The following is a 13254-nucleotide window of genomic DNA, read 5'->3' as shown; positions in this document are numbered from 1 at the left end:
CGAATGATTTTTTGGTTATGTAAAGTATTTATTTTCTTTTTACACATAATTTAAATAGGCGTTAAACTTATACTCAGTAAATACGAAATTACTTAGTTATGAGTCATTTTGATCTAAATGGTACTATTTCTAAAGCATTAGATACTTATTATGTACCCTTCCCCGCAATAAACATCGCTGAGGTAATTGGTAGTGATATAAATTTTGAGACGGGAGAATGGATTGCAGTAGGCGACCGCGATGTTGATTTTTTCAAAATCAATTCTCCTAGAGCCGGGATTTTAGAGCTTGATATCATATCTTATGCTGATCTGAGCATTATTTACCCAGTGGATGCCATGCTCTTTCTCTACAATAGCACAGGTGATCTTTTAGCTTTTAACGATGATAGAGAGCTATCTCTAGATATATCTTTAGATCCATTTTTACGCTATCAAATTAACGCTAATACAGATTACTTTGTAGCTGTAGCTGGTTATGATAATAGTCTTTTCAATCCCGTTGAAATAGGCAGTGGGTCATCGGGTGATGTGGGAGAGTATAGATTTAATAGCAGACTATTACCAGTGCGGCAAATACCAGATTTTAATGGGGATGGTCAAACGGATATCCTCTTAAACAATCCCAGTCAAGGATGGAATACAGCCTGGTTAATGAATGAAACAACCTACACAGGATTTAGTAATCTCTTCGGTTCTGCTGGCTATCAACCAGTCGCAACGGCTGACTTTAATGCAGATGGTAAAACTGATTTAATTGTTAGCAATCCTAATAATAATTTTAATGCTGTCTGGTTTCTGGATGGTCCTGACTACTTAAATGGTGTAGGTTTACCCACAGCAACAGGTTGGGAGATTAAAGGAGCCGCAGACTTCAATGGTGATGGTAATGTTGATATTCTGCTGAATAATACGACAACCAATTGGAATACAGTTTGGTTTTTAGGTGGTGATAATGGTGCTACTTACACAGGTTATGGTAACTTACCTGTGGCTGATGGTTGGAATATCACTGGTGTTGCAGACTTTAACGGCGATGGTCAAGCAGATATCCTCTTGAATAATCCCACCGAAGGATGGAACGCAGTCTGGTTTTTAGATGATACAGATTACATTGGCTATGCGAATTTACCCAGCGCACCGGGTTGGCAATCTTTAGGAACCGGAGATTTTAATGGCGATGGTAGAACTGACATTATTATGAATAATATCAGTGAAGGCTGGAATTCAATTTGGTTTATGGATGGGACTAATTATACAGGTTTTGCTAACTTGCCTAATACCCCTGCTGGTTGGGAAATTGCTGGTATGGCCTAGATAAAGTTATTTTTTGAGAATTTTGTGTGTAATTTTTTTTGATACAGAATTATTATAGCAGCGTAGTTAAAATCACCTGTTTATAATAATTATTGGTATGATCTAACTAAATGTTTCTATAGCATTTAGCCAGAACTGTATCAAATTAACAACTAAAAAATATGTCAGATAATACACCAAATACAGCCTACAATGTCGGAAATCTAACGGATGCTAACGATTTTAATCAAGTCGCTGGTGTAGAACCAGTTGATTACTATGGATTTTCGCTTTTAGAAACCAGTGCAATTAGTTTGCTATTAAATGGATTTACTGAAAGAGCTATTGTAGGCAGTATTATTTACGACAGAAATAATAACAGATTACTAGATAGCGGAGAAACAGTTTATAGTCAAATTGCTGACTTAAATAGCAATGGCACGATTAATACTACCTTGGGTGCTGGTAATTACTTAGTTGAAGTGAAACCCTACAGTCTGAATAGTAATATCGGTTATAACTTTTCTTTAGAGCTAAGAATTACACCTTCTCCGGGTTCCATTGCTTCCAATCCTGGTAATACTCTCAATACCGGCTATAATATAGGCAATCTGACTGGTAATAGGAGTTACCAAGAATTTGTGGGTGTTGTAGATCCCGTCGATTACTATAAATTTTCCCTTGCAGATACCCGTCAAATTAATCTGGAATTAAGTGGAATAACTGAGAGTGGTCTGATAACTAGTATTATTTCTGACCAAAATAATAATGGCTTAATTGATAGCGGAGAAAGACTTTATAGTGATACTGCTGAGGTAAATAGCAATGGTAGGATTAATGCTACCTTGGGTGCTGGTAATTACTTTATCGAAATTCAAGGCGATCGCGCTAATATCAATACTAATTATTCTTTAAGTTTATCCAACTTCACAATTCCAAGCCCCAACGCACCAAAAGACTTCAATCAAGATAATCAAACAGATATCCTTTTAACTAAACCCAATGAAGGATTAAATAAAGCATGGTTAATGGATGGGACTAACTATGTGGGAGAAATGAATCTTCCTGGTTTAGCTGGTTATCGACCAATGGCTACGGCTGATTTCAACAAAGATGGTAATGCAGATTTATTGGTGAATAATCCCAGCAATGGATGGAACTTAGTTTGGTTTCTCGATGGGATGAATTATCTTGGCGGTGTTGGTTTACCCACAGCAACAGGTTGGGAGATTAAAGGAGCCGCAGATTTCAACGGTGATGGTAATGTTGATATTCTGCTGAATAATACTGCTAATAATTGGAATACAGTTTGGTTTTTAGGTGGTGAGGATGGTTCTACTTACACAGGTTATGGCAACTTACCTGTGGCTGATGGTTGGAATATTACTGGTGTTGGAGATTTTAATGGCGATGGTAACGCGGATATTCTCTTGAATAATCCCACTGAAGGATGGAATACAGTCTGGCTTTTAGATGGTACAAACTACACTGGCTATGCGAATTTACCCGATTCACTGGGTTGGCAATCTTTAGGAACCGGAGATTTTAATGCCGATGGTAAACCTGACATTATTATGAATAATATCAGTGAAGGCTGGAATTCAATTTGGTTGATGGATGGGACTAATTATACAGGTTTTGCTAGTTTGCCTAATACCCCGGCTGGTTGGGAAATTGCTGGTATGGCTTAAGGTTCTAGCTGAGATTTTAATTTCTCTAACTCTAGATGCATTTGCCATTTGACGGCGGCGATCGCACTCAGGTATGTTTTAGGATGCACCATTGCTAAATTATGCTCACCTTGATCAAATTCTCTGGCTAATAAGGGATATTTATCTAGGCAACTTTCCTTAACAAAAATTAAGAGATTTTGAGCATACCAAGCTTCAACTTTTTCATTACTCCAGATTTTTCGGCGTAAGCAATCAATGGCGACATAACCATACTTAGTGAAAATCTCACCCCAATATTCTGGCCATTGTTCATTCAGATGATTCAGACCACCTTGATGGGGAATTGCTGCGGAAAACAGCACGACATTCCCCAGATTGGTTAATGAATGAATAAATATTTCTGCACACTGTTCGGGAAGATGTTCCGCAACTTCTAAAGAGACAACTAAATCAAACTTTCTCTCAATTTCTAGAGGTTGCTTTAAATCAAAGCAGATAAATTTACTGGGTGCAATTTCCAGCATATTCACATCTACATAATCTCCATCTATTCCCAAATAGTCCTCTATCCCAAAATCCTTAAATACAGCCAGCCAAGTTCCTACACCACAACCAATATCTACTAAACTTTTGGGTTGGGTTAGTTCCATAACTAAGGGAATAACTACTTCCGCAGAAAGTCGTGAACCTGCGCGCTGAGATTGGTAAAAGTTTTGTGTATATGGTTGCTCATTCACAGGAGTTTATTGTATCCTTTATATCACTAAGATTATGAAACAATCCAAATAACTTGACTAATGAAAATAGCTTATATTTCTCGTGAGTTTGGCCCCATTACCGGAGGAGGAATTGGGACTTATATTGCTAATATTACTAAATATATGGCAAAAAGAGGCCATGATGTTTATTTAATCACTGATTGCTTTTCTGAGTCTAATTTACATTATTTACCTCCAAATGTCACACTAATTAGGACTGAGCCAGCAATAAGCGATCGCCATTTTTTTACCTACAATCAAAACTATTCAGATAGAGTATATCAAACTCTCAAGTTACTCAGTCCTTTTGATATTATTGAATTTCCTGAATATAATGCCGAAGGCTTCACCACCATTAGAGCCAAAAAACTGTTAAATGAATTTGCCAATACTCAACTAGTCGTTAAATTACATACACCCCGCTCTCTGTTAGTCAAAATAGATGAAGAAAAGCATACAAATACTCAAACCCCCATCGATATATATTTAGAAGATTACTGTGTTAAAAACGCCGATATTGTTACCTCACCTTCCGCCTCCCTAGCTGAATATTTTAGCCAAAGACTGAATTTAAATTCTATTGTCAGAAGTCCTTATCCATTATTATTATCTCATATTAATCCTGAACGCAAATTTATTAAATCAGAAATTCAAAAAATTACATTTCTTGGCAGTATTCAAGTTAGAAAAGGCGTAGATACATTCATTGAAGCGGCTAAAATGATTCTGGCTAAGGAGCCTAATTTTGTCTTTGAAATTTATGGCAGAGATACCTATTCTGCACCCTTTCAACGTTCTTATACAGAATATCTCAAAAAACGTATTCCCTATGATTTAAAAGATAAAATAGTCTTTAAAGGAGCCGCACCCTATGCAGAAATTCCAGAAATTTTATTAAACACTTGTTTTTGTGTATTTCCCTCACGGTGGGAAAACTGGGCTAATGTTTGTTTAGAAGCTATGTCTTTGGGGTGTGTGGTGATTGGTAGTCGAGAAGGTGGGATGTCAGAAATGATTGAACACGAAAAATCCGGCTTTTTAATTAATCCCTCCCATCCTGAAGAAATTGCCCATATCATCTTAGATAATTATAGAAATATTGCTTATTTAGAGGAGATTTCTAAAAATGCTCAATCCAGTATTAAGAAATGGTGTGATCCTGACTTAGCTTCTCAAAAAGTGGAAGAAACTTATAAAATTGATAATTTACCTAAACAATGGCTAGTTAATCAAGCAGCTAAAATCTCCGTAATTATTCCTCTTTATAACCAAGGAAAGTATATTGCAGAAGCCATTAACTCTATTCAAGTATCTACTTATAAAAATGTAGAGATTATAGTTGTTAATGATGGCTCTACTGATGCTGATACCAATGAAGTATTTCAAAATTTATCCGGTGTAATTAAAGTATTTAAACCGAACGGTGGCTTAAGTTCGGCGCGAAATGCAGGACTAAAAGTCTGTTCTGGTGAATTTATTCTGCTTCTAGACTCAGATGACAAAATTCACCCTGAATATATGGAAAAAGCAGTGATGGCTTTGATAAATAATCCAGAACTTAGCTATGTAGGTTGTTATACGCGCAATTTTGAAGCTTATGAATATACCCAAGCACCTGTAGGCTTTATTCCAGAATTGATGCTTTTTAATAATACTAACGTGGTAAATAGTACAAATTTATATCGCCGAGAAGCGATGGAAAAAGTAGGAGATTTTGACGAAGAGTTAATTTCTTATGAAGATTGGGATTATTTTATTAGCTTATATGAACATGGCTGCGCTGGTGATATTTTACCAATAGAATTATTTCTTTATCGTCGTCACTACGATTCAATGGTATGGACAACAGCACAGCCTTATCGGACAAAATTAATTCAGTATATGTTGGGTAAACACCAAAAAACTGTCAGTTCATATTCTCATGTAATGGTGCTATATCTGACGCAATTATGGAAAGATCAGGAAATAGCAAATGAGAGGGGAATTTCAGGAAATGATAGTTATGAAATCTATGAATTAAAAAAGCGAATTTCGGCGATGGAATCATCTAAATTTTGGCAGTTACGAAAACTTTGGTTTAAAGTTAAATACAAATTAGGTTTATCTCAAGAACTAGATTAGGGATATATTCTAACCCATTTGTTGCTGAACTTTCTAGATTTAAAGATATTTAAAAAATATGGAAGTAATTCGCCTCAATGAAGTTTTTCTCTGGCGACGAACACAAGAAGAATTTTCTTATGATATGAAGAAAACCTTTTTATCTTTATTAGAAGGTAAATATCGTCAGCCAGCAAAGAGATTAGTCCTAGATAACATTGATTTGGTGATTGAACAAGGTGAAAAAATTGGGATTATTGGCGCAAATGGTTCTGGGAAATCAACTATTTTAAAGACAATTTCGGGTATTTTACAACCTACCAGTGGCACAGTTAGAGTCCGGGGTAAAATTGCTCCTTTGATTGAACTAGGTGCAGGTTTTGATCCAGAAATTTCTGTGATGGATAATATTGTACTTTATGGTGTGCTATTGGGTTTTTCAAGGGCAGAAATTAAAAAAAGAGCGCAGTCTATTTTGGAATTTGCCGAATTGCAGGAATATGAATTTGTACCTGTTAAGGGTTTATCTTCGGGAATGGTAGCACGGTTAGGTTTTGCTATTGCTACGGATGTCCAGCCAGATATATTGATATTAGATGAAATTCTTTCTGTTGGTGATGAAAGTTTTAAAAATAAGTGTAAACAAAGAATTGAAAGTTTTTGGCATGAAAAAACTACGGTTTTAGTAGTATCCCATGATTTAGATTTTGTGCAAAAGTCTTGTGAGCGTGTGCTGTGGATAGATAAAGGTAAAATTATGTTTATTGGTGAAACTGAAAAGGCGATTAATTGTTATTTACAAAAGATTTAAAATCAGGGAAAATGAGTAGAGTTAATTATGGAAAACAAATTATGTAGCCAAGAGTGCGATCGCCTAATTACAGAAAAATCCCAACTAAAGCAGGAATGTGAATCTCTCCTGAAAGAAATAGAGCAGTTAAACCAATCTCATAATTCATTGTTAGCAGAACTTGCAGATATTAAAAACTCTCGCACATGGTTAGTTCTGACGAAATTGAAGCAAAACGCAAGTTTACGCACCATCGGCAGATTATTACTAGACTTATTGCAGTTACAGTTTATCAAAAATTCCTTTCTATCCCAGAAATCAATACAGCAAACTGCGATAAATACAGAAAACCATACATATCAATTTTCCCAGCCAATTACTTTACATAAATATCAAGTAAATACACCGATTTCTCTGGTGATTATCTGTTATAATAAATCTCAGGAATTACCTTTTGTGATTAGTGCGATCGCCAAAAATACACTGCAACCAGATTTAATCATCTTGTGTGATGACGGTTCAACAGATAATTCCCTAGCCGTATTTATTGAACATTGCAATATATACAATCTCAATTACAAAATCATTCAAGAACCAACAACTAAAAACGCCTTTCGACTAAATACCCTGCGTAACAAAGGCGTTTCAGCTTGTCTCGATGGTTTAGTCATCATCATAGATGCAGATCATGTCCCATCACGCACACATATAGAAGCACACGTAAATCTTCACTTGTCAAATCCTCACCCTGTGCTGTCCACAGGGCCACGACTGGAATATGCAAACTCAGATTGTAGTGGTGCTGTAAATTTTCTTTGGGGACATGAACCAGTCAGTATGATGCAACCTGCTGCTGATAAACCCATAGCTAATTGGACAGGAGTGCTAGTTTCTAATATGGGAATGTCTAAGCAAGCCATTATTAATTTAGGAAGTTTTGATCCTATCTATGATGGTAATTATGGTTTTGATGATATTGATTTTACATACAGAGCTTGGTTAGCAGGTTATTTTTTTGCTAGTTGTTTTGAAACTTACATCATACATATTCCCCATCCACCGTCGTTAGGTAATAGAAATAATGAAATCAATCGACGCAAGTTTGAAAATAAGTATAACATTAATCTCAAATATCCTCATGTTGTTGAGAGACTAACCAGAACATCTTGGCATAATTACCTGGATTATCTGCACAATGAGAATATTTAAAGTATCTAAAAATATCAATTTATGTACATAGTTTTTCCCACTCTCGAAATCGCTCCATTTGTTAATGGAGGAATAGGTCAGTACATTTCACAAGTTATTCAATATTTACAAAACTCAGAATATATACCCTTAATTTTATTATATGGTATTCCTGAAATTAAGGCTATCCAAGCTAGAGAATATTTCAACTCATCCAGCTACAAATGTGAAATTTATCATATTAATGAATTGGCTGAAACGCATCTAAATTCCGAAGATATTGATCATATCGAAAAAACTTCCCTAGCATTAGCCGAGGGGTTGAAAAAAATCATTACAGATAAAAATATCGTGGGTGTAGAATGGTGTGAACATGGTGGAATGGGATTTCATACATTACAAGATAAACATTTTAATCCTGATTCAATCTTCCAAAACCTACCTATGTGGGTTCATTTACATGGTGCTAGAGAAATTTGGGATTTAACAGACCGTTATCCTGTAGCTTTAGATGTTAGTAATGACTATATATTGTCTAATTATGCAGAGAGATTTTGTTTAGAATTAGCAGATGCTTGGAAAAGCCCTTCTGAGGCTGTAGCAGATTGGTACACTAGCTATTTCGGCATTCATAATCATGTGTTTGTCTCTCCTTTACCTTATCGTCAGCTTGCAGAACTAAATAGCCACTGTGTAATTAACCAGCCGAACTTTCCTCTGAAAATTCTCTGTCCAGGAAGAATAGTACATTTGAAAGGTACGGATATTATAGCTGGTGCTTGTGCAGAAATTTGTCAGACTTTTTCTGAGCAGATTCATGTCACTTTTGCAGGATATAATTTAGCTACGACAAACTCAAAATATAAGTCTTATCTAGATGAAGTGAAAAGTGTTATTCCGGCAAAATTCCTGAAACATTTTGCTTTTTCTGGGCAATATTCAGCAGAGGAATACTTGAAAATATCTCAAGAATCACATTTAGCAATTTTTGCCTCTCGCGTGGAAACTTTTTGTTTAGCAGCCCATGAACTTAATTGGTTAGGAGTACCTCTAATTTTGCCGGATATTCCCGCATTTAAATCACATTTTCAGCATGGAATTAATTGTTATAAATTTGATGGTTCTGTGGAGGGACTAACTGCACTTTTAACTCAAATTATCGAAAATCCAGGAATGCTGCATGATATTAAATCACAACCAATTTCAGACTTTGATGTTGATATATTTACACAGTTGATTAAAGTACCACAAGTCTCCAAAGTTAATTCTAATTATTTTTTATTTACACGACTCCAAGAAATTAATTTAAAACCAGGAAAAATATATGACCATAACTTTAAAATTTTATCCGGTTATCAACTGAAAACTTTATTTTTAGCAATAGTTTGGAAAATTATTAAACGCTTTGCAGACAAAATATATTTATCTGCATCAATAAGGATTTATATAAAGGGGTTTTTAAAGAAAAATAATGTATTGCAGTAGTTTATTAGAAGCGGGAGTAAACCACAATCAAACAATATCTATTGTTATCTGTACGGCTGACCGTCCGATTTCTTTAGAGAAGACACTACTAGCCATCAATAATATGACTTATTCATTGTGTGAAGTCATTGTGGTTGATGCTTCCTCAAATAGTGAAACTAGGGAAATGTTAACTGTGATCTCCAGCAGTTTTAATCGACTAATCAAATCCGCAACTGTGACAGAAAAAAATATTAGTATCTCTCGCAATGTGGGGATAAAATTAGCATCAGGTAAGATTATTGCTTTTATTGATGATGATGCAATTCCACCGCCTGACTGGATAGAAAAACTTTTATCTACATACCTGTTATATGGTGATAAATGTGCTGGGGTTGGTGGTGTTGTGCGAGATATGACATCTCCTGGTTATCCTTTACAATATCATCGTGGCATCACAAATCTGATAAGTAATACACATCCTATTTGTTTGGCTGGTGTGATTGACTATAATCAAACTCAAGGTTTTTGGTATAACTGTTTGATGGGTACAAACTCATCTTACCGCAAAGATTTATTAGAAAAAATTAATGGATATGATGAGTTTTTTGATTATTTTTTAGATGAAACTGATGTTTGTTTACGGCTGATTAAAGCAGGTTATGAAATTCACCATTGTGATGTGGTTGTAGATCATTATCCTCAACCTAGTCACAATCGCTTAGATCAAAAACATCTCACTTGTTGGTATTCTCTGGCAAAAAATACTACCTATTTTGCGTTGAAACACGCTTTTAATCAAGTGCCGTTTCCGGTGTTAGTTATCCGCTTGACTCTACTATTAATTTATCGCTGCTTTTTGAGAATTATTCGCCTAAGATTTACTCATAATATTTCCTATAAGATTTTGTGGAAATATATCCAGGAGTCGATAAACGGTATTCGTGTGGGTTGGACTAAAGGAATTTGTTTACATAAATTCAATGTGGGATGACTTTCCACAAATATAGGGAGTAGGGAAGAAAGCGTTTCTTTCACGTTCATTTTTAACGATGACGATCAGCTGTTACGCTTTGAATTTACATATCAAAGAAGAGCATTTTTGCCATCACCCAAAAGAGTTATATTAAATTTGGATATTATACAGAATTTTTCCGTATAAAATCCCTATTTAGAGTATTATGAGGAATTTTACCGCAAAACATTATCAGGAGCAATTATTCAAAAATTATCTGGCGTACATCAACTTTTAATTAAGTTGCTCTATAGTTGCATTCGTCGCATTCCTCACCAAGCGATCGCAAACTCGACAATTCCTGCTTCATTGACAGCTATCTAAATTATGATGATTTCGTTTATTACATCTAATAATAACGAGTGGGGAAAAACCAAAGTGAAAGCACAGGTATTTAGAGGCGTTAATCAACTGTCTTACGAAGAGATCCCAGTCCCGACGCTGGAACCAGATGAAGTGCTGGTACAAGTGGGAGTTGTGGGTTTGTGTCAGTCGGATATTAAAAAAATTCGTTATCCCCTGTATGAACCACCACGGATATTTGGTCATGAAACGGCGGGAACGATCGCAGCTATAGGTTCTGAAGTAAAATCTTGGCAGGTGGGACAACGGGTGGCGGTAATGCACCATATTCCTTGTATGCGTTGCGCCTACTGCATGAATGATAATTTCTCGATGTGCGATGTCTATAAAAATATCTCGACCACAGCCGGTTTTAATGCTAGTGGTGGCGGTTTTGCTGAGTATGTCAAGGTTCCCGGACATATTGTCCAGAATGGCGGGTTGATTCCTATTCCTGATGATATTAGCTTTGAAGAGGCGAGTTTTGTTGAACCAACTAATTGCTGTCTGAAAGCTGTGAAAAAAGCCCAAATTGCTCCTGGTCAAACTGTTTTGGTGACTGGTGCGGGACCCATTGGGTTAATGTTTGTGATGTTGGTGAAGTATTTTGGGGCGAAAGCGATCGCCACTGATTTATTACCCTCTAGAATTGAAAAAGCCTTGGATATCGGTGCAGATGCGGCTTTTGATGCCCGTGATCCTGATTTATCTGCCAAAATTCAAGCCTTGACTGGGGGGATGGGTGTTGATGTGACGCTGCTAGCTGTTCCCAGTGACAAAGCTTTTTTTCAAGCCCTGGAATGTACCCGCAAAGGTGGTAAGATTTTATTTTTCGCAGAATTTCCCGATGAAGTAGAAATCCCCATTAACCCGAATATTCTTTACCGTCGGGAAATTGATTTGATGGGTAGTTATAGTTCATCCTATCGGCTGCAAAATCTCTCGGCGGATATTGTGTTTAATCGCCGGATTGATGTCTCAGCCTTGATTAGCGATCGCTACCCATTACAAAACTTATCAGCAGCTGTAGAGCAAGCGATCGCACCAAATCCCACCACATATAAAATTTTAATTTATCCGTAATCCGGGCAAACAAAATAACAGTAGAAAATATTTATAGCGCTTCTCGATATTTTACGATAAGCCCTTGCTTGTGATTCATCTGAGAATAGCGCTATTTTCTTTCCATCTACCCCCACGCTAAATGTCCATCACCTTAATTCTCATCGCCCTTCTAGCCTTCTACGTCGCCTGTAATCTCGGCGCTAACGATGTCGCCAACTCAATGGGAACCTCCGTAGGTTCCAAAGCCATCACTCTGACACAGGCGATCATGATTGCGGGGATTTTAGAGTTTACCGGTGCTGTATTATTCGGGCAGGAAGTATCCCAAACCTTAGCCACTAAAATCGCTAATCCTATTTTATTCGCTGCTACACCGAAAGTTTACGTAATTGGTATGGTGACAGTGTTAATTACCTGTGGGTTATGGTTGCAAATCGCCACATCACGAGGTTTACCTGTCGCATCATCTCATGCAGTGGTAGGTGCGATCGCGGGATTTAGTTGGGTAGCTGTGGGAGTAGATGCAATTAATTGGTCATCAATCGGTTTAATCACCATTGGTTGGATTGTTACACCGATCATTAGTAGTGCGATCGCCGCCTTACTTTACAGTCAAATCAAACACTGGATTTTAGATCAACCAAATCAAATAGCACAGCTACAACAATGGATTCCCTGGTTGAGTGTCATTCTGTTCGGAATATTTGGTGTCATTGTCCTACCCTCCTTAACCCAACCCCTAACTAATTACTTAAATCAGGAAATTGGTTTAAATTTACCTAATTACGACATTCCCCTACTCACAGGTGCAGTTGCAGCTATTGCACTCACAGTAACGAGTTGGCGACAGCTAGAAGAGGCAGGGGGGCAGGGGGCAGGGGGCAGGGGAGAAATGTGTTCCCAATCCCTGTACACTGAGCGACTTGTATTGAGCGAAGTCGAAGTAAGTCGAAGTGCAATCCCCAGTCCCGTAGAACCCCTATTCGCGCGGTTTCAACTTCTGAGTGCTTGCTTCGTCGCCTTTGCTCATGGTTCTAACGATGTCGGTAATGCGATCGCACCTTTAGCCGCAATTATCTATATTAATCGCACTGGTAGCGTACCTATAAATGACATCACCATCCCCATTTGGATTTTAATCCTTGGTGGTGTAGGTATTGTCACTGGTTTAGCTATCTGGGGTAAAAACGTCATAACCACCATTGGCGAAAACATCATCCCTTTACAACCCAGTAGTGGATTCTGTGCCGAACTCGCAACCGCCACCACCATCCTCCTAGCCTCTCGCCTGAGTTTACCCGTCTCCACCTCTCATGCACTTATTGGCGGAGTTATCGGCATTGGAATCGTGCAGAACATCAAATCAATTAAATTTTCTACCCTACAAGGTATTGCTTTAGCCTGGTTAATTACACTTCCCGCCAGTGCAATCTTCAGCGCTGCTATTTTTAGCACTTCTAGAATTTTATTCCTCTAAAATTTATGCTAATCAATTGATATTTATCTAGCTTTTTTCTCAAAAGCCACCCGAAGACCTGAAATAAACCCCTCTGTTTTCTCAAAG

At 37.1% G+C, this 13254-nt stretch carries 10 protein-coding genes; 9 read left to right on the top strand and 1 reads right to left on the bottom strand.

The genetic code is table 11. The annotated features are described in order from the left end of the window. Positions 1 to 98: 98 nt before the first annotated feature. Complete coding sequence (locus tag VB620_RS00590) at positions 99 to 1316, top strand: FG-GAP repeat domain-containing protein (protein ID WP_323194179.1); 1218 nt, start codon at positions 99 to 101, stop codon at positions 1314 to 1316. A gap of 161 nt (positions 1317 to 1477) precedes the next feature. Continuing rightward, positions 1478 to 2986 carry an FG-GAP repeat domain-containing protein gene (locus VB620_RS00585; RefSeq protein ID WP_323194178.1) on the top strand — a complete coding sequence of 503 codons (1509 nt, stop codon included), beginning with the start codon at positions 1478 to 1480 and terminating at the stop codon, positions 2984 to 2986. Here VB620_RS00585 and VB620_RS00580 read toward each other — a convergent pair. Beyond that, positions 2983 to 3705, bottom strand: a complete 723-nt coding sequence (locus tag VB620_RS00580; RefSeq protein ID WP_323194177.1) for a class I SAM-dependent methyltransferase — start codon at positions 3703 to 3705, stop codon at positions 2983 to 2985. The two genes, VB620_RS00585 and VB620_RS00580, sit on opposite strands and share 4 nt — an antisense overlap. 60 nt (positions 3706 to 3765) lie before the next feature. On the opposite strand from VB620_RS00580, the gene VB620_RS00575 reads away from it, so the two are divergent. From VB620_RS00575 to VB620_RS00545, 7 genes are all read left to right on the top strand, one after another. After that, positions 3766 to 5847 (top strand): glycosyltransferase, encoded by a 2082-nt coding sequence (locus VB620_RS00575; RefSeq protein WP_323194176.1) that lies wholly within the window; start codon positions 3766 to 3768, stop codon positions 5845 to 5847. Positions 5848 to 5905: 58 nt separating this feature from the next. Then, positions 5906 to 6637 (top strand): ABC transporter ATP-binding protein, encoded by a 732-nt coding sequence (locus VB620_RS00570; RefSeq protein WP_323194175.1) that lies wholly within the window; start codon positions 5906 to 5908, stop codon positions 6635 to 6637. A 27-nt stretch (positions 6638 to 6664) separates the two neighbouring features. Next, entirely contained in the window at positions 6665 to 7825 is a 1161-nt protein-coding gene (locus tag VB620_RS00565) for a glycosyltransferase (protein ID WP_323194174.1), read from the top strand. Positions 7826 to 7846: 21 nt separating this feature from the next. Then, positions 7847 to 9289, top strand: coding sequence for a glycosyltransferase (locus tag VB620_RS00560; RefSeq protein ID WP_323194173.1), 1443 nt, complete (start codon positions 7847 to 7849; stop codon positions 9287 to 9289). Next, positions 9276 to 10262 carry a glycosyltransferase family 2 protein gene (locus VB620_RS00555; RefSeq protein ID WP_323194172.1) on the top strand — a complete coding sequence of 329 codons (987 nt, stop codon included), beginning with the start codon at positions 9276 to 9278 and terminating at the stop codon, positions 10260 to 10262. Before VB620_RS00560 ends, VB620_RS00555 begins: the two co-directional genes overlap by 14 nt. A gap of 399 nt (positions 10263 to 10661) precedes the next feature. Then, the gene (locus tag VB620_RS00550; protein ID WP_323194381.1) at positions 10662 to 11708 is read left to right on the top strand and encodes a zinc-dependent dehydrogenase; all 1047 of its coding nucleotides are present in this window, start codon (positions 10662 to 10664) and stop codon (positions 11706 to 11708) included. 121 nt (positions 11709 to 11829) lie between these two features. Continuing rightward, positions 11830 to 13167 (top strand): inorganic phosphate transporter, encoded by a 1338-nt coding sequence (locus tag VB620_RS00545; protein WP_323194171.1) that lies wholly within the window; start codon positions 11830 to 11832, stop codon positions 13165 to 13167. Positions 13168 to 13254 lie beyond the last annotated feature (87 nt).

Source organism: Nodularia harveyana UHCC-0300, from assembly GCF_034931085.1.
GTDB classification, from domain to species: Bacteria; Cyanobacteriota; Cyanobacteriia; order Cyanobacteriales; family Nostocaceae; genus Nodularia; species Nodularia harveyana.
Note: the sequence above shows the minus strand (reverse complement) of the source record. Positions and strands in the feature narration are given on the sequence as shown.

Coding starts and splice junctions, on each gene's coding strand:
- VB620_RS00590 (WP_323194179.1), top strand. CDS start 99: ATGAGTCATTTTGATCTAAATGGTACTATTTCTAAAGCATTAGATACT.
- VB620_RS00585 (WP_323194178.1), top strand. CDS start 1,478: ATGTCAGATAATACACCAAATACAGCCTACAATGTCGGAAATCTAACG.
- VB620_RS00575 (WP_323194176.1), top strand. CDS start 3,766: ATGAAAATAGCTTATATTTCTCGTGAGTTTGGCCCCATTACCGGAGGA.
- VB620_RS00570 (WP_323194175.1), top strand. CDS start 5,906: ATGGAAGTAATTCGCCTCAATGAAGTTTTTCTCTGGCGACGAACACAA.
- VB620_RS00565 (WP_323194174.1), top strand. CDS start 6,665: ATGGAAAACAAATTATGTAGCCAAGAGTGCGATCGCCTAATTACAGAA.
- VB620_RS00560 (WP_323194173.1), top strand. CDS start 7,847: ATGTACATAGTTTTTCCCACTCTCGAAATCGCTCCATTTGTTAATGGA.
- VB620_RS00555 (WP_323194172.1), top strand. CDS start 9,276: ATGTATTGCAGTAGTTTATTAGAAGCGGGAGTAAACCACAATCAAACA.
- VB620_RS00545 (WP_323194171.1), top strand. CDS start 11,830: ATGTCCATCACCTTAATTCTCATCGCCCTTCTAGCCTTCTACGTCGCC.